We start from the raw sequence: 19,572 nt of genomic DNA on the forward strand, positions 1-19,572 counted from the left end.
CGGAGGTCGTCACCGGATGCCGGTGGTGGCGATCCCTTCCACGAATCGGCGCTGGACGAGCACGAAGGCGAGGACGACCGGGAGGAGCGTCAGCACTGCTCCGGCCATGAGCAGTCCGTACTGCACCACGTGCTTGCCCATGAACAGGGCCAGACCCGCCGGCAGCGTGTGCATCGACGGATCGGTGGTGAAGACCAAGGGCCACAGCAGGTCGTTCCAGTTGTACATGAAGTGGAACAGGCCCAGGGTGAGCACGGCCGGCGCGGAGATCGGAACCACGATCCGCGCGTAGATCCGCAGGTGTGACGCACCGTCGATCCGCGCGGCGTCGTCGAGGTCGCGCGGAATGGTGAGGAAGAACTGGCGCAGGAAGAAGATCCCGAACGCGCTGGCGGCCCTGGGCAGGATCAGCCCGTGGTAGGTGTTGATCCAGTCCAGCCCGCTCATGATCTCGTAGAGCGGGACGAGCGTGACCTGCGGCGGGATCATCAGCAGCGCCAGCACCAGCCCGAACACCACGCGTTTGCCGGGGAAGTCCAGCCTGGCCAGGGCATAGGCCGCCATCGAGTCGAACAACAGCGACAGCAGCGTGACGCCGCCCGCGAAGATCAGGGTGTTGAGGAACTGCCTGGCCAGCGGGAGCTGCCGCCGGATCTCGCGGTAGTGCTCGAAGGTGATGTCCTCGGGCAGCACGCGCGGGGGGAACCGCGCGATTTGCGCCTCCGGCGTGAGCGAGGCCAGCACGGTCCACCCCAGCGGCAGCAGGACCAGCGCCGAGATGACGACGAGCCCGGCGTAGACGAGCGGCCCCGCCGGTGTTTCCCGCATGTCAGTACCCGACCACCCGGCGGCTGAAGTACAGGTTCTGGGCCAGCGAGAGCGCGAACACCATGAGCAGCACGATCCATCCCAGCGTGGCCGCGTAGCCGAATTCCAGGTCCTCGAACCCCTTCCGGTACAACAGGTAGACCAGCGTCTCGGTGGACGAGTACGGGCCACCGCCGGTCATGACGAACACGTGGTCGAAGGCCTGCACCGCGGTGACGACCGCCAGGATCGACACGAAGGCGGTCGTGTTGCCCAGCAGCGGCCACGTGATGTGCCGGAACCGCTGCCACGCGTTCGCACCGTCGAGGTGGGCGGACTCGTAGTAGGTGCGCGGGATCGTGTTCAGGCCGGCCAGGTACATGACGGCGTAGAAGCCGACGTTGCGCCACACGTGCACCACGGCGAGGTAGGCGAGTCCGAGGTCCGGATCGCGGATCCCGTTCCCGGCGGGGATGCCCAGTCGGTGCAGCCAGTGGGTCACCAGCCCGATCTCGGGGCTCAGCAGGAAGCGCCAGGAGATGGCCGTCACGCCCAGGGAGACCACCGCCGGCACGAAGACAGCCGCCCGGAAGAACGTACGTCCGGCGAGCTTCCTGTTGAGCAGCAGGGCCAGGCCGAGTGCGCACGCGACCGTCACCGGCGTGGCCAGGACGACGTACACGGCGGTGTTCCCGAGTGCGTTGCGGAACTCCTCGCTGTTCAGGACGGCGACGTAGTTGTCCGCGCCCACCCACTCGCCGCTGCCGGGCCGGGCGGCGCGGACCGAGCTGCCGGCGGCGAGGATGAGCGGCCACACGGTGAACAGCCCGATCACGGCGAGGGAAGGCGCCAGGAACGCATAGGCGGTCAGGGTTCGGGATGCCCGCCCGCGGCGTCCGGGTCTGCTCGTCATGGTGGTCACCTCGGCAGCAGTGGCCGGATCTGCTCGGCCGCCCGGGACATCGCCTCCTCGGCCGACGCCTCGCCGTGCTCGACGCGTTGGATCGCCGGTTCGAAGATCTCGGTGTAGATCTTCTGGTACTCCGGGACTCCCGGCATGAGGACGATCGCCGCCTCGGCGTGCCGGTCGAAGGTGGCGGCCTGCGCGTTCTGCGGCTCGACGTCGGTTCGGACGGTCGGGAACCCGGTGCCGGCCGACCACCGCTGCTGGGTCTCCGGCGAGGTCCAGAACTCGAAGAACTCCCCGGCGGCCCGCCGCGTGGCCGCGTCCGCCGTCGCCGCCAGCGCCAGCGTCGTGCCGGCGGCGATGGTGACCTGCCGCTTCGGCCCCGCGGGGACCATCGCCACGCCGTAGTCGACGCCGGCCTTGGTGAAGCCGCTGGTCATCCACGGACCGACGATCTCCATGGCCGCCTTGCCCGTCTCGAACAGCTTGTCCGCCTCCGGACCCGAGAGCCCGATCGGCGAGACCTTCCGGGTGGCGATCAGGCCGGCCCAGGTGCGCACCGCCTCCACCGCGGCCGGCTCGCCGACCGCCGGCTGCTCGTGGTCGGCGGAGAGGATGTCGCCGCCGTTGCCCCACAACAGGATCGGCCAGATCTGCACGGATTGGTGGTCGGGGATCGCCAGCCCGAACTGCGACGGGGTGTCGTTGCCTTCCGTGAACTTGGTCAGGCGCAGCGCGTGGTCCTGCCACTCCGGCCAGGTCGCCGGCGGCCGGTCCGGATCCAGGCCCGCCTCCCGGAACAACTTCCGGTTGTAGAACAACAGCGTCGGCGTGAACGTGAACGGGAGTCCGTAGCGCCGGCCCTCGAACGAGGTCGCCTCGGTGGCCTGCCGGTGCAATGCCGCCGAGGTGGCGGTGTTGTCGGTGTACCAGTCGTCCACCGAGCCGAGGTACCCCCTGCTCGCGTACATGGCGACCCGCACGGTGTCGAACGCGGTGAGGTCAGGGCCGCGGCCGGCGTTGTAGGCGGCCGGTATCTTCTGGAACAGCACGTCCCACGGCATGACGTTCATCTCGACCCGGACACCGGGGTGCGTCCTGTTGAACGTCGCCACCAGCTCTTCGAGCACGGGCCGGTCGGGGCCGGTGAACCCGTTCCAGAACGTCAGCCTCACCGCCGCGTCGCCACCCGCTGTGCAGCCGCTGAGCGCGAGAGCCGTCGTCAACACCAGCACAATCGAGGTGAACGTGCCGCGCCGCATTCTCATCTGAGGCTCCACCGCGTCGTAAGAGTGCTAGAGGTTCGTTTCCGGGCTCAGGCGGATCAGGGACCACGAGGCGGGCGGCAGCAGGGCCGTCACCACGTTCGCATCGACCCGCGCGTTGCTCAAGGGCTTCGGCACCACCCGATCGGGTGTACGTGGGTCGTTCACGGCGTGGGGAACTTCCGCGGCGACGACCACCGCGTCCAGAAGCGCGAGTGGCTCACGGGTGCCGAGCCTGCCGGAGACCGGGAGAGCGTCTGTCGTGCTCCGGTTGACGCAGAACAGCGCGATGTCACCGGTGTCCTCGTCGTGGGTGGCGACGGCGTCGAGTGCGGGCACGGCCCCGAACGCGCTGGTCACACACTGCGGTGAGGTGCTCTCCACCCGTAGCACGGTCCCGCGTGCCCACCGCGCGGTCAGCGCGAACGGGTGGTAGGTGGTCTGCCGCCACGAGGGGCCCGACGGTTCGGTCCGGATCGGCGCGATGACGTTGACCAGCTGCGCCTGGCACGCCACCCGGACCCGGTCCGCGTGGCGCAGCAGCGTGATCAGGTAGCTGCCCACCACCACCGCGTCGGCCGCCGTGTAGGTCTCCTCGATCAGCCTCGGAGCGTGCTCCCAGTCGGCCCGTTGACGGCCGGTGAACCGTCGCTGGGTCCACACGTTCCACTCGTCGAACGACAGCATCATCTTCTTCCGCTCGCGCAGCTTGGCGCGCACGTGGTCGGCGGTCGCGACGACTCCGTCGATGAAGCCGTCCATGTCGACGGCGCTGGCCAGGAAACTCGCCAGGTCGTGGTCGCGCTCCTCGTAGTAGGCGTGCAGGGAGATGTAGTCGACGGTGTCGTAGGCCTGCTCCAGCGCCGTCGCCTCCCACGTGCCGAAGGTGGGCATGGAGCTGTTGGAGCTGCCGCACAGCACCAGTTCGATGCCTGGGTCGACCCGGCGCATCGCCTTGGCCGTCTCGTTGGCGAGCCGGCCGTACTCGTACGCGGTCTTCGCGCCGAGCTGCCAGGGGCCGTCCGGCTCGTTGCCGAGGCACCACAGCCGGATGTCGTGCGGAGCGGGGGAGCCGTGCTTCACCCGGAGGTCGGACCAGTACGTGCCACTGTCGTGGTTGGCGTATTCGAGCAGGTCGCACGCCTCCTGGACGCCGCGGGTGCCGAGGTTCACCGCCATCATCGGCTCGACGCCCGCCGACCGGGTCCAGCACACGAACTCGTCGAGCCCGAACCGGTTGGTCTCGTGCTGCCGCCACGCGAGGTCGAGCCGGTTCGGCCGCTCACCCACCGGGCCGACCCCGTCCTCCCAGCGGTACCCGGAGACGAAGTTGCCGCCGGGATAGCGCACGACGCTGACACCCAGCTCCCTGACCAACCGCAGGACGTCGCCGCGGAAGCCGTTCTCGTCCGCTTCGGGGTGGCCGGGTTCGAACACCCCCGTGTACACGGCCCGGCCCATGTGCTCGACGAACGAGCCGAACAGCCGGCGGTCCACCGGACCGATGGTGAAGTCGGGATCGAGCACCAGGCTGCCGCTTCGCACAAGCCTTCACCCCCGGGCGCTTCGCAGGAGGCACACCTGCGGTCGGGCATCGCGGCAAAGCTCCGGCGCCGACCTTGGCGAAACCTTGCACCGCGCCGAGCGCGCGCCACCGGAACGGCAAGGTTCGGGCAATTCCCGGCTGCCACGGTCGTCCGGCACGCAGCAGACACGAGGGAGAGGAACCATGTCGACCACAACTCAGGCGCGAAGGCTGTTCCAGGTCGCCGTCGCGGCCGTCGCCACCGCACTCGCGCTGTCAGCGGTGCCCGCTCATGCCGGCAGCGCACCCGCACCCGCGGTCAACGCCGACCAACTGCTCCTCAACGTCCGCACCGGCCTGTGCGCCGACGTGCCGGGATTCGGCGCCGGGACGATCGACGGCCCGGTCAACCAGTGGTACTGCAACCCCGGGCCGATCGACAACCAGATGTGGCGCCTCCTGCCCTACCCCGACGGCACCTACGCGATCCAGAACGTCAAGGACGGCTACTGCATGGACGTGCCCCTGTTCGGAGCCGTCCCCGCAGCCACGAAGATCAGCCAGTACCACTGCGTCCTGGGCCCGTCGGACAACCAGATGTTCAGCTTGGAGTGGGTGGGCAACGGCTGGCTCTTCCACCACGCCAAGGACCCCAACCTGTGCCTGGACGTCGACGGCCTCAACGGTTCCGGCGGCCCCGACGCACGGCTGACCCTCTGGCACTGCTCGCGGACCGACGACCACGTCTGGACGTTCGCCTGATCCGCGCAGGACGGATGTCGCCCGGAGTTCGGTGACGGAGCTGAGTCCGGCCGGATCACGAGGGGTGTCCGGCACGCTCCGCTCGTGCACTTGGTCGTGTCCACGGAACACCGGGGTGGGCAGGCCGCGGGAACGGCGGTGCCGGGGGTGTCTCTGCCCCCCGGCACCGCCTTCGTGCGCCCCCGTCCGCAGCCACCGCCGGTGTGGCGGCGGACGGGGCGCCGCCGTTCAGCGGAGGCGCTTGATCTCGCCGCGGGTGCGGTAGAACGACCCGCCGGCCGAGGTGAGCACCTCGGAGACCAGGTACCGGGCGCCGGGCACGCGGATGTTCTTGGGGAACTGCACGCCCCACGTGCGGTCGTACCCGTCCGACACGACGTGCACCCTGACCCGGCCGCCCTCCTGCACGCGCTCGACGACGACGCCCTCGCCGGGGGCGACGTGCGAGACGACCTCCACCTCGGCGGTCGCTTCGACGCGGTCGATGGCGCCGGCCTTGATGTCCTGGCGCGGCGGGAGCTGCCCCTGCTCCGCCGCGCGCACGGCGGCGGGACTGGCGTCCAGGCAGGCGAGCGAGCCGTCCGTCGTCACGAGGTAGAGCCGCTCGTCGCGGTACTGCATGGAGAACGCCGAGCCGCACCCGGTGGCGAGCTTCCACAGCCGGGTGCCGTCGGCGGCGAAGCAGTACACCGAGGACTGGTTGTCGCCCGCGAAGACGAACTCGCCGTCGGGCGACGTCGCGCAGGAGAACACGGGTGCGTCGCAGCGGTATTCGCCCGTCGCGCGCCCGTCCGACTTGGCGAACCGGTGGATCCGGCCCCGACTGGTGCCCGCGAAGACCTCGGTGCGCTCCTGCCAGCCGAACAGCACCCCTCCGACGGTGTCGGCGTGCCACGCCCGGTGACCCCGGCCGGTGTAGTGCGTGACGCCCCGGGAGTGGCCGTGGAAGACGCCTTCCGCCGAGCAGCGGACCATCCAGGCGCTGTCGCCGATGGCCGGGCACGACCACTGGAACTCGTCCTCGTGGTCCACCACGGTCACCCGGCCCTGCCGGTCGGACACGCCGAGCACGCCGTCGTGGATGTCGAGCCAGTAGATGTCGACGTCGTCGGCGATCTCGTAGGCGACCCGGGGCACCTTGGCGCCGAGGTCGTACACCTGGCCGTCGTCACACCCAGCGTAGATCCAGAAGTCGTCGGCCACGATGCACTTGACGGCGTCGGGCAACCCAAGTTCTACGAGGTGCGGGTCGACGACACCGAGGTCACCATCACCTACGGGCGCATCGGGGAACAGGGGCAGGTCAGGAGTGCGACCTTCGCCGACCACGCCAAGGCGCTCAAGGCCGCCGAGAAGAAGATCGGCGAGAAGGTGCGCAAGGGCTACGCCCCCGCCGTCAGGGGGGTGCGCGGGCGGCGGGCGGTGAGCCGGCGGGAGATCGTCAGCACCGGCTCGACCGCCCACCAGGCACCGGTGCTGTGGCGGTTCGAGCGACACCGACAATCCCGAGCCGCGGCCGGTGGCCAGGGGTCCGAGGGCCGCCGGGCGCTGCGCCGAGACCGGTCAGGAATGGAGAAGCACCGGCCACCGGGTCGCGCCTAGCGTTGCCGCCATGACCTCCGTCGACAGCATCACCCTCGAGGTGGCCGACCCCGCGGCCGCCGAACGCTTCTACACCGCCGCCTTCGGCCTGGGCACCCGGCTGCGCCTGCGGGCCTCGCAGGAACCGACCACCGGCTTCCGGGGGTTCACTTTGTCCCTCGTGGTGTCCCAGCCGGCCGACGTCGACGCCCTGGTAGGCGCCGTCCTCGACTCCGGGGCAACGGTGCTCAAGCCCGCCGCGAAGTCGCTGTGGGGCTACGCCGGGGTCCTCCAAGCCCCGGACGGGACGATCTGGAAGGTCGCGACGTCGGCGAAGAAGAACACCGGCCCGGCCACCCGGCGGGTCGACGGCATCGTGCTCCTGCTGGGAGTGTCGGACATGGCCGCGAGCAAGCGGTTCTACGTCGGGCGGGGGCTCACCGTGGCGAAGAGCTTCAGCCGGGTGTACGTCGAGTTCGCCACCGGGACGAGTCCCGTCACGCTGGCGCTGTACCGGCGTCGTGCCCTGGCCAAGGACGCCGGGGTTCCTCCCGAGGGCACCGGATCGCACCGGATCGCCGTCGGTGGCGCGGCCGAGCCCTTCACCGACCCCGACGGCTTCGCCTGGGAGACCACCTCGATGGCGGAGCTGTCCTGATGTGCCTCTACCTCGTGCCCGGCCTGGCCGCCGCGCTCGCCTGGGACAGCGCCGGGCCCACCGCCGCCACACCCGCCGATCGCCGACCCGGCGTTGCCGACACCGCGCCTCCGGCCACCGGAGAACACCTGGTCGGCGCGACGAACCAGGACCAAGCCCCGCACACCACGTCCACTGAGGAGAATCCGCGATGAGCCGCGACAAGACCAGCACGTACGAGGGTTTCACGGCCGAGGAACGGGCCGCGATGAAGGAGCACGCCGAACAGACGAAGAAGGAAGCGCGCCGCGGTTCGCGTGCGGACAAGGCGGCAGAGGCGGCACGCGACGTCCTCGCGAAGATCGCCGAGATGCCCGACTCCGACCGGATCATGGCCGAACGCGTCCACGCCGTCGTCACGGCCAACGCCCCGACGCTCGCGCCGAAGCTCTGGTACGGGATGCCCGCCTACGCGCTGGACGGCAAGGTCGTCTGCTTCTTCCAGAGCGCGGACAAGTTCAAGGCGCGCTACGCGACGCTCGGGTTCAACGACCTCGCGCAGCTGGACGAGGGCACGATGTGGGCCACCAGCTTCGCGCTGACCGAGGTGACGGCCGAAGTGGAGGCACGCATCGCCGCCCTCGTCCGGCAGGCGGTGGGTTGAGCCGGTTCCGCGTGCCGCGCCCTACAGCGCGAACTCCGGTCGGTACAGGTCGATCCAGTGGTAGAGGTCGAGGAAGCGGTCCAGGTCGACCCGGTCCGTCGGCGCCATCCGGGTCGGGTCCAGTTCGGACACGCGGTGCGCCCACGCGCGGTCGACGAGGTCGAACACGCGGTGTCCGGACTCGGTCGTCACCTCCTTGACCTGCTGCTGCAACGCCGCCGCGTAGACCGGGTCCTGAATGGACGGATAAGGGCTCTTGACGCGGTCGCGCACCGAGGTGGGCAGGACGTGTTCGACGGCGAGGCGGAGCAGGCTCTTCTCCTTGCCGTCGAAGGACTTGAGCGACCATGGCGTGTTGTAGACGTACTCCACCAGGCGGTGGTCGCAGAACGGCACCCGCACCTCCAAGCCGACCGCCATCGACGCGCGGTCCTTGCGGTCCAGCAGCAGCGGCACCATCCGGGTCAGGTGCAGGTTGCAGATCGTGCGCATGCGAGCCTCGCGCGCCGACTCGCCGTCGAGGTGGTCGACCCGCGCCACCGCCGTGCGGTACTGGTCGGCCACGTAGGTGTCCAGCTCCAGCTCCGCCAGCAGGCCCGGCTCGAAGGGCGGGACGTGGCCGGCGTTCCCCCCGTTGAGGTAGGCGATCCACGGGAACGTGTCCACGTCGACCCGGTCGTCGTGGAACCACTTGTAGCCGCCGAACAGCTCGTCGGCCGCTTCACCGGACAGCGCCACGGTCGACTCCTCCCGGATCGCCTTGAACAGCAGGAGCAGCGACATGTCCAGTTCACCGAGGCCGACCGGGATGTCGCGGGCGCGGAGCACGGCGCGCCGGAGCTCCGGGTCGGTCAGGGCGGCCGGGTCGAGCACGACGTCCCGGTGGTCGGAGCCGATCCGCCGGACCACGTCGCGGATGTACGGCGTGTCCGGGGTGTCGCGCACCCAGTCGGGTCGGAAGTTCTCCTCCTGCCCGACGAAGTCGACCGAGAACGTGCGCACCCGTTCGTCCAGTCGAGCGGCGGCCAGGCCGGTGATGGCGCTGGAGTCGAGCCCACCGGAGAGCAGCAGGCAGCGCGGCACGTCGGCGACGAGTTGGCGGCGCACGGTGTCGGTCATCAGCTCGCGGACGCGGGCGACCGTGGCCTCCCGGTCGTCGGTGTGCGGCCTGGCGTCGAGCTTCCAGTAGGTCCGGGCACGGATGCCGTCCCGGGTGACCGTGACGACCGTGCCGGGCTCGACCTCGCGCATCCCGCGCCACAGCGCCCAGCCCGGGCTCTTGGTGAACACCGTCAGCTCGCGCAGGCCCTCGACGCCGACCACCCGCGGTGCCAGCGGGTTGGCCAGGATCGCCTTGGGCTCGGAGCCGAACAGCACACCGTCCGGGGTGGACAGGTAGTAGAGCGGCTTGACGCCCATGCGGTCGCGGACCAGTACCAGGCGGTTGTCGCGCTCGTCCCAGATCGCGAACGCGTACATGCCCCCGAGGTGGTCCACGACCGCGTCACCCCACTCCAGGTAGCCCCGCAGGACGACCTCGGTGTCGCTGGACGTGCGCCAGGTGTGCCCGAGCGCGGTCAACTCGGCGCGCAGCTCGGCGAAGTTGTACGCCTCACCGCTGTAGACCAGGGCGACTTCGCCGCGTGGGGTCGTCACGGTCATCGGCTGACGCCCGCCGGGCAGGTCGATGACCGCGAGCCGTCGGTGGCCGAGGGCGACGTGCGGGCGCACCCACGTGCCGCACTCGTCCGGGCCTCGGAGGGACATCGTCGCCGTCATGGCGTCGACGACCTCCCGACGGAGTGTCAGGTCGGAGTCGTAGGCGACCCAACCGGTGATACCGCACATGTCTGTCTCCCTGTCCATCGGGCTCGGCGATAGCCGCTCGAGTCGATGAAACGCGTGCACATGGCGGATCCGGCCCGAAAAATGCGCTTCGGTCGGGGAGGGTGGCCGAAGGTGTCGAGATGGGGTTCCTTCGTGCTTTGTGGTCTCCGCCGGTGATGTATCGGGTCGGAAACGATTGCCCGACAACGGCGACAGCGGAGTCCGGCTGACAACGCCCGGCTGTCGGGGTGTCTACAGAGGCCGGATGTCCACGACCGGGTCCAGTGCGCCCAGCAGTGCCCCCACGCACACGTCGCGCAGCTCGGCCCGCGAGAACGTGTCGTTGGCCAGCCAGTCCACGCACAGTGTCCGGACGAACACCAGCCACCCCGTCACCGCCGCCGACACCACCTCGCGCGGGCGTCCTTCGAGGCCGGTGGCGTCGAGCAGGCGTCGGCGCAGCACCGCGAACTCGTCGGCGATGACGGCCTGGACCACCGGGTCGCCCGCCAGTTCCCGGTTCGCGGCGAGAACGACGTGGCTGTTGGCGGCGAAGTAGTCGATGTGCGCTTCCAGTGCGGCGGTCAGCTGTTCGACCAGGGGACCGGTCCCGTCGAATTCCGACGCGGCCAGCAACCGGGCCGTGGCCTGCCGGTGGATCGCCGCGAACAGTTCCCGCTTGGTGGGGAAGTAGCGGTACAGCAGCGCGCGGGAGACGCCGGCCCGTTCGGCGACGTCCTCCATCAGCACCTGTTCGTACGGCTTGGCCGCGAACAGCCGCGCGCCCACGTCGATCAGTTCGGCACGCCGCTGCGCGGGGTCGAGGCGGCGTCTGGCGGCCATGGCACCACACCTTACTTGACACACGTCTACCAGCGTCCGTAGCGTCCGCTTAGTAGTCACACGTCTACTAAGGCGGGGCGATGGCGAGGGTTCTCAAGTGGCTGGTGGCGGCCATGGGGGTCACCTGCGTGGCGATCGGGCTGTTCCACATCGCGCTGGGCATCGACTCCGTGCCGGGTGAGGACACCGCCGGGGCGACCGTCGACAGCCGCGAGCGGTTCTACAACGCGATCTTCCTCGGGTACGGCCTGGCCTGGCTGTGGGCGGCCCGGCAGTCGCCCGTTCCCGCTGCGGCGGTGCGGTGGCTGGCCGGCATCCTCCTGCTCGGCGGCGTGGGCCGGTTGCTGTCGATGGCCGTGCACGGACAGCCGCACTGGTTCCAGGTCGCGCTCACCGTGAGCGAGTTCGTCCTGCCGCTGGTGTACTTCCGGTTGTCGGGAGCCGACGAACGGCGGGTGGGCGTCAAGGCTTCGGCACGCGACCGCGAGCCGCGCTGATCGACGTCGACACCGACAGCGCGAGGACCCACGCCGCGAAGACCGACGACGCGGTGCGCGGGGAGGTGGTGTCCAGCAGGAGCCCCGCCGCCGACGCGCCGATCGGGGTCGCGGTCCAGATCAGCAGGCTGAACGCCGTGCCGACCCGGCCGCGCAGTGCGTCGGGCGTGACCTCCAGTTGGAAGGTGAGCGCAGCGATGCCGAAGCACGGCATGGAGAACATGAACAGCCCCAGGACGAGCGCGACCGCCGCCAGCGATGTCGCGAACGCCATCAGGACCCACAATGCGGCCTGCGACCAGAGCACGGACAACAGCAAACCGCCGAGCCCCAGCCGGTTCTTCAGCCGCGGGGCCAGAAGCGCGCCCACGACACCGCCCACCCCCAGGGCGGAGAACAGCACCCCGATCGTCGCGGAGGACGCCCCCGAGTCCCGCGCCACCACGATCGCCACCAACGCGATGCCGGAGATGGCGACCTGGAGGCCCGCCGCCACGATCGCGATCAACCTGAGCGAAGTGTGGTTCCACAACCAGCGCACCCCCTCGACGACCTCGGCGCGCAGCGAACCCCGCTTCCCCGGTCCGGTCCCCTGGTCGCGGAAGTCGCCCCGCACGAACGACAGGCACAACGCCGAGGCGAGGAAGGAGAGGGCGTCGACCAGGAACGGCAGGCCACGGGAGAACTGGAGCAGCGCGCCGCCGACCGGGCCGGTGATCACGCCGCACGCCGACTGCGCGGTCCCCTGGGCGGACACCGCCGCCGTCAACTGGTGCTCGCGCACGACGTTCGGCAGGCACGCGCCCTCGGCGGCGCTGAACAACACGTACAGCACGCCGCCGACGAAACCGGTTGCGAACACGTGCGCGGGTGTGAGCGCACCGACCGACAACGCGGCCGGGATGGTGGCCATGTTGACCGCTCTGAGCAAGTCGCAGGCGATCATCGTCCGCTTCCGGTTCCACCTGTCCACCAGCGCGCCGGCGACCAGCCCGAACAGCAGGTACGGCAGGGCGCGCACGGCCGCGAGGGCGCCGGCCGCCGTGGGCGAGCCGGTGATCGCGAGCATCAGCAGCGGATAGGCGAGCTGGGACACGCCGTTGCCGAACTCGGACAGCGCCTGCCCGGACCAGACCAGTCGGAAGTCCCGGTTGCGCCAGATGGTGGCCGCTTCGCCGGTGGCCACCACCGGGCCTCCCTCCGGCCGCGTGGTCACGCGGAGAACCGCTCCCAGGCCGACTGCCGGGTCATGCCCAGCGCTTCCCCGACGCGGGCCCACGTCACGCCGCGCGTGCGCAGTTCCGCCACCCGATCCCGGAGGCCCACCTCGATCCGGTCGGCGTTCGCCGCGATGCGGGGGAGTTGGCCCAACAACTCCTCGTCCGACATGACGGACCACTCCGGGACGTTCGCCTCGCCCGCCCCCCGGTCGGCGGTGAGGATCTCGTTGCACCTGGCCACGCACTCGTCGCAGATGTAGACGCCCGCACCCGCGATGATCCTGCCGACCTCCTCGGCGGCCTTGGCGCAGAACGAGCACACCGGAGGAAAGGCCCGGTCGGACACGACGACACCCCCATGCTGTCAGGCTCGTCCTGACACCATGGGAGGGTAGCGGGCCGGTCGAGTGTCGGCAAAGCCCCGGCTGTGGCACCTTGGAGTTGCGCCGGCCCGTTCTGTCATGTGGCACAACGAGGTTCGGCCGATCGGGCCAGTCGGGTCGGATCTTGACGTGAACGACACCGAACCGATATGGTCTAGACCAATTGCCGGATGCGGTCCGCCCCCTCGCAGGCGGTCGCGCCCGGCGTGATCCGGTCGCCGCGGATTTGGACCCTGCCCAGGGAAACCCCCTCCGGGGTTCCTCCGAAGGAGCTGGACAATGAACCTGAAACGGAAGCTCGCGGCGGTGCTCGCCGGCGTGGGCATCGCCCCGTTGATCGTCGTGGTGTCGGCGGGAACGGCCAGCGCGCACGGTTACATCACCTCGCCGGCCAGCCGGCAGGCGGTCTGCGCCGCGGGCAAGGTCTCCAACTGCGGTGACATCATCTACGAGCCGGCGAGCGTGGAAGGCCTCAAGGGGCAGCAGAACTGCCACGGCGGCGACGCCCGCTGGGCGCCCCTGAACGACGACCGCAAGGCGTGGCCCGCCACGTCGGTGGGCGACAACGTCTCGTTCAACTGGTTGATCACGGCGAACCACGCCACCAGCACGTGGCAGTACTTCGTCGGCGGCAGCAAGATCGCCGAGTTCAACGACCGCGGTCGCCAGCCGGGCCGGACGGTGAACCACAACGTGAGCCTGGGTGGCCGCACCGGCCGCATCAAGCTGCTCGCCGTGTGGAACATCGCCGACACGGCGATGGCGTTCTACAACTGCGTCGACCTCCAGGTCGGCCCCGGTGGCCCCGGCCCGACGACCACGTCGACGCCGACCACCACCACCCAGCCCACCACGACCACGACCACCACGCCGCCGGTGAGCGGCCCGTGGGCAGCCGGCATCTCGTACACGGCCGGCTCGCAGGCGACCTACGGCGGCGCGTCGTACCGCTGCCTCCAGGCCCACACCTCGCTGGCGGGCTGGGAGCCGCCGAACGTCGCCTCCCTCTGGCAGCGGTTGTAGGTCCTGACCCCGGCTCGTCCGGGAGGGGCCCGACGCCGGTACCGCATCAGCAGGTCGACGCCGCAGTCGTCTCCGGCGGTTGCGACACTGCCGATCGGTACCGGCGTCGCTCCGGTTCGAGTTCGGCTCGTCGGTCCGACGGTCCTTCCCGAGGGCTTCGGACCCGGGCAGCCGTGCGGGTCTTCGACGGGCGTACCCGGAGCGCGGATCACGCCAGAGGTGCGCCCGCCGGCCGAGTGCCTGCCGCAGTGCCTTCGGCGGCGGCGAGTGCGGCTCGCGCCTGTGCCTCGTGGGTCCGCAGGACGCCGCAGTGTGCGTGGTCGAGCGCGGCACTGGCGTGGGTCGACGCTTCAGCCGGTTCGCCACGGTCCAGGCACACGGCGGACAGGCCGAGCAGCGCTTCGACCTGTCCTCTGAGGTAGCCGGAACGGTTCGCGGCCTCCAGCGCCCGGTGGTGCAGGGCGGCGGCCTCGGGCAAGCGGTGCTGGAGGCGGTAGGCGACCGCAGTGGTGTTGCGCGTGTCCGTCTCCGGGAAGTGGTGCCCCTCGGCCAGTTGCGCGGCCTCGGCGAGGAGGTCGAGAGCGCGTCGGTGATTGCCGTCCAGCAGGGCCAGGCGGGCGCGGAACTCCAGGCACCAGGCCAGTTCGTGGTCGATGCGGTGCTGCCGCACGTGCGACGAGGCCAGTTCGGCCAGGTGTGCCGCCCGCTTCAGGTCGCCCACCTGCAGGTGCGTCTCCGCGAGGAGCAGCAGCGCCATGCCGCGGCCCCGGTCGTGCCCGGACTCGTGCTGGAAGGTCAAGGCGCCGGCGAGGTGGTCCATCGCCTCGGCGGGCCGGGCGAGGAGCCACGCGGCGGCGCCCAGGTTGAGCCGGATCGTGCCCGCGTGCACCAGGCAGGTGGGGTCGCTGGTGGCCAGCGCGTCCGCCCGGTCCAGGTATTCGAGGGCCGAGGTGAGCGGACCGTTGTAGAGGTGCAGGACGCCGAGGTTGGACAGGGCGACGGTCCGCCCGAGGTTCCACCCGGCGACCGTGGCGGCTTCCAGCGCCTCGGTGAAGTGGCCGACCGCGGCGGCGTGGTCGCCGCGGGTCAGTCCGAGGACGCCCGCGCTGTTGCGCATCGCCGCCGTCGCCATGGGATTGCCGACCGCGGCGCGCAACGCCGGATCCACCACGGCCGACCACTGCGCGGTGTTGCCGCGCACGAAGAAGCCCTTCATGGCGTCGGCGATGTACCAGGCGGCCCAACGGGGTCCGGTCTCGGCGGTCGATCGCACGGTCGCGGCGAGGTTGGCGGCCTCGTCGGTGAGCCAGGCCAGGGCCGTCCCGGCGTCGGCGAAGGACAGCGGGTCGGGACCACCCCACTCGGCGGCGGGGTGGGGCAGCCGGTGCCTGCCCCCGTCGAGGGCGTCGGCGGCCTGGTCGGCCGTGGCCACGTACCAGCCGATCAGGCGGTCCAGGGGCGCCCGCCCGTCGACCGCCGCGCGATCGGCGGCGTACAGGCGGAGCAGTTCGTGCAGCGCGTAACGGCCGGGCGCGGGTTCCTCCACCAGATGAGCCGCGACGAGCGCCCGCAACCCGCGTTCTGCTTCGGCGGTTCCGACCCCGGCCAGCGCCGCCACCGCAGGCGCGGCCGTGTCCGGTCCGGGCATCAAGCCCAGCAGGCGGAACAACCGCTGCGTGTCGGCGGGCTGCCAGGCGTAGGACAGGTCGAGCGCGGCTTTGACGGCTGAGTCCGGGTCTCCCTGCGGCTCCAGGGCGGCGAGGCGGTCACCGGTGCGCAGCCCGGTCACGTAGTCGCCGATCGACCGGTCCGGGCGCGCGGCCAAGTGCGCCGCGGCGATGCGCAGGGCGAGCGGCAGGCCGCCGCACAACGCCACCAGTTCCAGCGCCGGGCCGCGCTCGCGGGCGAGGCGCGCGGGGCCGACGATCCCGCCGAGCACGTCCAGCGCGTCACCGGGCGCCAGCACGTCGAGCCGGACCTGCCGGGCGCCCTCCCGGGCCACCAGCCCGTCGAGCCGGTTGCGGCTGGTCACCACCACCGCGCTGCCGGGCGAGCCGGGCAGCAGGGGCCGCACCTGCCTGACGTCCGCCGCGTCGTCGAGCACCACCAGCATCGGGCGGTCCGCGAGCGCCGACCGGTAGGCCGCGGCGGCTGCGCCCACACTGGTCGGCAGGTCGGCCTGGCCACCGCCGAGGGCGTGCAGCACCTCGTCCAGCGCCTGCTTCGCCGACAGCGGAGCCTCGGCGCTGTGGCCTCGCAGGTCCACGAACAACTGCCCGCCGGGGAAGCGGGACCGCACCCGGTGGGCCCAGTGCAGCGTCAACGCCGTCTTGCCGACCCCCGCGGTGCCGGTGACCACGCACAGCACCGGGTCGGTGCCCGGATCGCCCAGCAGGCGGTCCATCATGTGCACGACGTCCGCACGGCCGACGAAACCCTGAGGCGCCGTCGGCAATTGCGCGACGGTCGTGACGGGCTGGGCCCGGCGCGAGAGGCCGGCGGTCCCGTCCCCGACGTCGTCGTCCGCCAGGATCGCGACGTGGAGCCGACGCAGTTCGGCACCTGGCAGCACGCCCAGCTCCCGGTCCAGCACCTTCCTGGTGTCCTCGTAGAGGCTCAGCGCCTCCGCCGGGCGACCGGACCGGTGCAGCGCCGTCATCAGCACCGCACGCAGGTGCTCGCGGAACGGGTGCTCGGCGACCAGACCGCTCAACGCGGCCACCGCCTCGGCGGCACGCCCCGAGGCGACCAGGGCGCGCGCCAGGTACTCGTGGCCGGTGAGCCGCTGCTCGGCCAGGCGGGTCCGGACGGCGTCGACCGCGGCGCCGGTCAGTTCCGGGAACGGCTCGCCGCGCCACAGCGGCAACGCCCGGGACAGGACCTCCACCGCACGGCCGGGCTCGCCGTCCACCCACTCGCGACAGCCTTCGGACACCCGGTCCTCGAAGAGGAAGACGTCCACCTCGTCGCGTCGCACCTCGATGCGGTAGCCGTTCCGGTCGGCGGCGATCCGCCCGTCGTCGCCGGTCGTGCCACAGGCCAGGAGGCGGCGCAGCGTCCACACGTAGGTCTTGACGTTCCCGACCGCCGACGCCGGTGGGCTGTCCTCCCACAGCGCGCGGACCAGCCGCTCGACGCTCACCTGCTCGTTCGCGTGCAACAGGAGCGTGGACAGCAGCACCCGCGGTTTCCGAGCCGGGATCGGCGTCCGGTTTCCGCCAGGGGACACCAGACCCGTCGGGCCGAACACCTCGAACAGCATCGAGCACCCCCGTGGCCAACATAACGCAGCGGTCCGGCAGCGGCTGGACTTCGCGTGGACCGGCGCTGTACCGCCTTGTCCCACACTCGGCGTGTCGCGGGTGACTCGGGCGGCCCGTGCTTCTCCTCAGCCAAGGGCCGGCCGTACACGGCGATGGACAGGGGGCAGATCGTCGGCCCCGAGGCGGGCGTCGGCGCGATCACCTACTGCACCTCGGTCTTCGACATCAGCGCCGCGCTCGAAGCATCGATCGTCCTCTACTGACAGGGAGTTTCGACAATGCGGAAGACCAAGCTGTTCTCACTCTTGGCGGCTGCCTCCGTGATGGCGGCGGTGTCGACGGTCGGGGCGAGCGCCGCGGCGGAACCACAAGGCGGGGCGCCGGGCGTCATGGCAGGCGGCCAGTGCACCGGGTCCTGGGTCGACGTGCACGACAAGGTCGTCGCCAAGGCCAGGCCCGACGCCGCGTCGCCCGCTGTGTTCACGGTCTACGCGGGCGAGACCTTCCCGTGTCGCAAGCTGGTCGTCGGTGCCGGCTACGGGGCCTGCGGGTACACCGGTGCCAACGGGTGGATCCTGGTGCAGGACGGAATCCTGCGCCACAACGGCTCCGCCGGGTGGTCCGGCTACATCCCCAGCGTGTGCACCAGCGACAGGTGACAACACGCCTATGACCGTCCTGCCGGCACTTGGCCGGCAGGACAGTCACGTCGCATTGATCCTGATGTGGGGATTCCGGCATCCCCGCCGGTCCTGGTTCGCGATCGGGTGGTGTGGGCTGCTTCGAGTGTGCCGTGTGCGCGGGTCGTGGTCATGATCTGTGGTGTGCCCGACGACCCCGCCGCGTGGAAGTCGTCGCTCGGTCCGGGGCGACCGTCCGGTGGTCGGTGCGGCGGATCGCCGTTGCCGCGCTGGACGGTGCCGGTGGTCGGCCTGGTGGTGTTCGCCGTCGCCGGGCTGGTGCTGGTGGTGCTGTGGCGGTGGATCGACGATCTCGCCTTGGTCGAGCCGGAGAAGAAGGCGACCGCGCACTTGGACGCGGTGAAGACCGCCTCGGCCATCGCGGTGGGCGGCGGCGGGTTGTTCGCGCTGTACCTGGCGGCCCGGCGGCAGCGCACGCAGGAGCTCGAACTCGCCCAGCGCGACCACGCCCAGGACCACGCCGAGCAGGTTGCCGAGACCACCCGGCGGCACGCCGAGCAGGTCGCCGCGGACACCCGTGACGACGCCGCGGCCCGCCGCGTCACCGAGCTGTTCACCAGGGCATCGGAACAGCTCGGTTCGGACAAGGCTCCGGTCCGCATGGCCGGGCTCTACGCGCTGGAACGCCTCGCCCAGGACAACCCCCACCAGCGGCCCACCGTGGTCAACGTGCTGTGCGCGTACCTGAGGATGCCTTTCGCCCCGCCTGACGCCCCGCCCACCGCCGACGAGCAGGCCCGGGCCCTGCACGAGGGCCGGGTCCGGGAACGTGAGGTCCGCCTGACCGCCCAACGGGTCCTGCGCGACCACCTGCGCCCCGGACCCGATCCCGACCGCCCGGTCGACGCCTTCTGGCCCGACACCGACCTCGACCTCACCGGCGCCACCCTCGTCGACTTCGACCTCACCGGCTGCCGACCCCGCCACACCCGGTTCGGCGGCGCGACGTTCGCCGGAGACGCCCGGTTCGGCGGGACGACGTTCGCCGCGGAGGCGGAGTTCGGCGGGGCGGTGTTCGCCGGCCTCTCCGGGTTCTCCGAGACGACCTTCGTCGGGGACGCCCGGTTCGGCGGCGCGACGTTCGCCGGGCCCGTCGGGTTCGGTGGAGCGAGGTTCGCCGGTGACGCCGGCTTCGCCGGTGCGACGTTCACCCGGACCGCCGCGTTCGTCAAAGCGACCTTCGCCGGTGACGCCGGGTTCTTCCGGGTCAGGTTCGCCGGGGCCGGGATGTTCGGCGTCGCGACCTTCCACGGGGACGCCACGTTCGGTGGAGCGACGTTCGGCGGGGACGCCGGATTCGGCGGGGCCACGTTCGCCGGCGACGCCGGGTTCTCCTGTGCCACGTTCAGCCGCGCTGCCGTGTTCATCAGGGCCAGGTTCGCCGGGATCGCCGTGTTCGGCGGGGCGACCTTCGCCGGGGACGCCCGTTTCCGCGGGGCGATGTTCGCCCGGGACGCCCTGTTCGGCGGTGCGGACTTCGCCCGCGGCGGTGAGTTCGGCGGTGCCGTGACCGTCCACCCGAGGCCGAGCCGCTCGACCTGGCCGACCGGGTGGCGGCCCGCCGACGAACACGGCCCCGTCGACGGCTGCGAGGGGACGTGGCACCGCCTGGTGCCGATCCAGCCCGACCAGTGACCCCGTTCGATGCCCCGCGAGGGCTGCGGCCG

At 71.2% G+C, this 19,572-nt stretch carries 19 protein-coding genes; 9 read left to right on the top strand and 10 right to left on the bottom strand.

Going from position 1 to position 19,572, the window contains the following annotated elements; genetic code table 11:
• Positions 1–9: 9 nt before the first annotated feature.
• Genes FHS29_RS31285 through arfA form a run of 4 tightly spaced genes read right to left on the bottom strand, consistent with a single transcriptional unit; the run spans position 10 to position 4,524 of the window.
• Positions 10–828, bottom strand: a complete 819-nt coding sequence (locus FHS29_RS31285; protein ID WP_184696937.1) for a carbohydrate ABC transporter permease — start codon at positions 826–828, stop codon at positions 10–12.
• Between the two features lies 1 nt (position 829).
• Positions 830–1,720: a carbohydrate ABC transporter permease gene (locus FHS29_RS31290; RefSeq protein WP_184696939.1), complete on the bottom strand. Its 891-nt coding sequence runs from the start codon at positions 1,718–1,720 to the stop codon at positions 830–832.
• A gap of 5 nt (positions 1,721–1,725) precedes the next feature.
• Positions 1,726–2,982, bottom strand: coding sequence for an ABC transporter substrate-binding protein (locus tag FHS29_RS31295; protein WP_184696941.1), 1,257 nt, complete (start codon positions 2,980–2,982; stop codon positions 1,726–1,728).
• A gap of 27 nt (positions 2,983–3,009) precedes the next feature.
• Positions 3,010–4,524: an arabinosylfuranosidase ArfA gene (gene arfA / locus FHS29_RS31300; protein WP_184696943.1), complete on the bottom strand. Its 1,515-nt coding sequence runs from the start codon at positions 4,522–4,524 to the stop codon at positions 3,010–3,012.
• A gap of 184 nt (positions 4,525–4,708) precedes the next feature.
• Here arfA and FHS29_RS31305 point away from each other — a divergent pair, with 184 nt between their 5' ends.
• Positions 4,709–5,266, top strand: a complete 558-nt coding sequence (locus tag FHS29_RS31305) for an RICIN domain-containing protein (protein ID WP_184696945.1) — start codon at positions 4,709–4,711, stop codon at positions 5,264–5,266.
• 228 nt (positions 5,267–5,494) lie between these two features.
• On the opposite strand, the gene FHS29_RS31310 is transcribed toward FHS29_RS31305, so the two are convergent.
• Positions 5,495–6,493, bottom strand: a complete 999-nt coding sequence (locus FHS29_RS31310; protein WP_246441036.1) for an outer membrane protein assembly factor BamB family protein — start codon at positions 6,491–6,493, stop codon at positions 5,495–5,497.
• A gap of 15 nt (positions 6,494–6,508) precedes the next feature.
• Here FHS29_RS31310 and FHS29_RS31315 point away from each other — a divergent pair, with 15 nt between their 5' ends.
• From FHS29_RS31315 to FHS29_RS31330, 4 genes are read left to right on the top strand one after another with little or no spacing between them, the layout of a single operon-like run.
• Positions 6,509–6,868, top strand: coding sequence for a WGR domain-containing protein (locus tag FHS29_RS31315; RefSeq protein WP_312865181.1), 360 nt, complete (start codon positions 6,509–6,511; stop codon positions 6,866–6,868).
• 10 nt (positions 6,869–6,878) lie between these two features.
• Positions 6,879–7,505, top strand: a complete 627-nt coding sequence (locus tag FHS29_RS31320; protein ID WP_184696947.1) for a VOC family protein — start codon at positions 6,879–6,881, stop codon at positions 7,503–7,505.
• Entirely contained in the window at positions 7,505–7,699 is a 195-nt protein-coding gene (locus FHS29_RS31325) for a hypothetical protein (RefSeq protein WP_184696949.1), read from the top strand. Before FHS29_RS31320 ends, FHS29_RS31325 begins: the two co-directional genes overlap by 1 nt.
• The gene (locus FHS29_RS31330) at positions 7,696–8,148 is read left to right on the top strand and encodes an iron chaperone (RefSeq protein WP_184696951.1); all 453 of its coding nucleotides are present in this window, start codon (positions 7,696–7,698) and stop codon (positions 8,146–8,148) included. The genes FHS29_RS31325 and FHS29_RS31330 overlap by 4 nt, the downstream gene beginning before the upstream one ends.
• A 21-nt stretch (positions 8,149–8,169) precedes the next feature.
• Here the strand turns inward: FHS29_RS31330 and asnB are convergent, their stop codons facing one another.
• On the bottom strand, positions 8,170–9,996 hold the full coding sequence (gene asnB, locus FHS29_RS31335) for an asparagine synthase (glutamine-hydrolyzing) (RefSeq protein WP_184696953.1): 1,827 nt from the start codon (positions 9,994–9,996) through the stop codon (positions 8,170–8,172).
• A 231-nt stretch (positions 9,997–10,227) separates the two neighbouring features.
• A complete protein-coding gene (locus FHS29_RS31340) occupies positions 10,228–10,818 on the bottom strand; it encodes a TetR/AcrR family transcriptional regulator (RefSeq protein WP_184696955.1) in 591 nt (196 codons plus the stop codon).
• Positions 10,819–10,898: 80 nt separating this feature from the next.
• Here FHS29_RS31340 and FHS29_RS31345 point away from each other — a divergent pair, with 80 nt between their 5' ends.
• On the top strand, positions 10,899–11,315 hold the full coding sequence (locus FHS29_RS31345) for a DUF4345 domain-containing protein (RefSeq protein ID WP_184696957.1): 417 nt from the start codon (positions 10,899–10,901) through the stop codon (positions 11,313–11,315).
• Here FHS29_RS31345 and FHS29_RS31350 read toward each other — a convergent pair.
• Together FHS29_RS31350 and FHS29_RS31355 are read right to left on the bottom strand one after the other, a co-directional pair.
• Positions 11,281–12,531 (bottom strand): MFS transporter, encoded by a 1,251-nt coding sequence (locus FHS29_RS31350; RefSeq protein WP_184696959.1) that lies wholly within the window; start codon positions 12,529–12,531, stop codon positions 11,281–11,283. The genes FHS29_RS31345 and FHS29_RS31350 overlap by 35 nt on opposite strands.
• Entirely contained in the window at positions 12,528–12,881 is a 354-nt protein-coding gene (locus FHS29_RS31355) for a ClpX C4-type zinc finger protein (RefSeq protein ID WP_184696961.1), read from the bottom strand. The genes FHS29_RS31350 and FHS29_RS31355 overlap by 4 nt, the downstream gene beginning before the upstream one ends.
• 316 nt (positions 12,882–13,197) lie before the next feature.
• Here FHS29_RS31355 and FHS29_RS31360 point away from each other — a divergent pair, with 316 nt between their 5' ends.
• Complete coding sequence (locus FHS29_RS31360) at positions 13,198–13,941, top strand: lytic polysaccharide monooxygenase (protein WP_184696963.1); 744 nt, start codon at positions 13,198–13,200, stop codon at positions 13,939–13,941.
• A 208-nt stretch (positions 13,942–14,149) separates the two neighbouring features.
• Here FHS29_RS31360 and FHS29_RS31365 read toward each other — a convergent pair whose 3' ends face one another.
• Positions 14,150–17,203: an AfsR/SARP family transcriptional regulator gene (locus FHS29_RS31365; protein WP_184696965.1), complete on the bottom strand. Its 3,054-nt coding sequence runs from the start codon at positions 17,201–17,203 to the stop codon at positions 14,150–14,152.
• 279 nt (positions 17,204–17,482) lie between these two features.
• On the opposite strand from FHS29_RS31365, the gene FHS29_RS31370 reads away from it, so the two are divergent.
• Positions 17,483–17,863 carry a hypothetical protein gene (locus FHS29_RS31370; protein ID WP_184696967.1) on the top strand — a complete coding sequence of 127 codons (381 nt, stop codon included), beginning with the start codon at positions 17,483–17,485 and terminating at the stop codon, positions 17,861–17,863.
• Positions 17,864–18,028: 165 nt separating this feature from the next.
• Complete coding sequence (locus tag FHS29_RS38345) at positions 18,029–19,540, top strand: pentapeptide repeat-containing protein (protein WP_184696969.1); 1,512 nt, start codon at positions 18,029–18,031, stop codon at positions 19,538–19,540.
• The last annotated feature ends 32 nt before the right edge of the window (positions 19,541–19,572 follow it).

Source organism: Saccharothrix tamanrassetensis, assembly GCF_014203665.1.
Lineage (GTDB): Bacteria > Actinomycetota > Actinomycetes > Mycobacteriales > Pseudonocardiaceae > Actinosynnema > Actinosynnema tamanrassetense.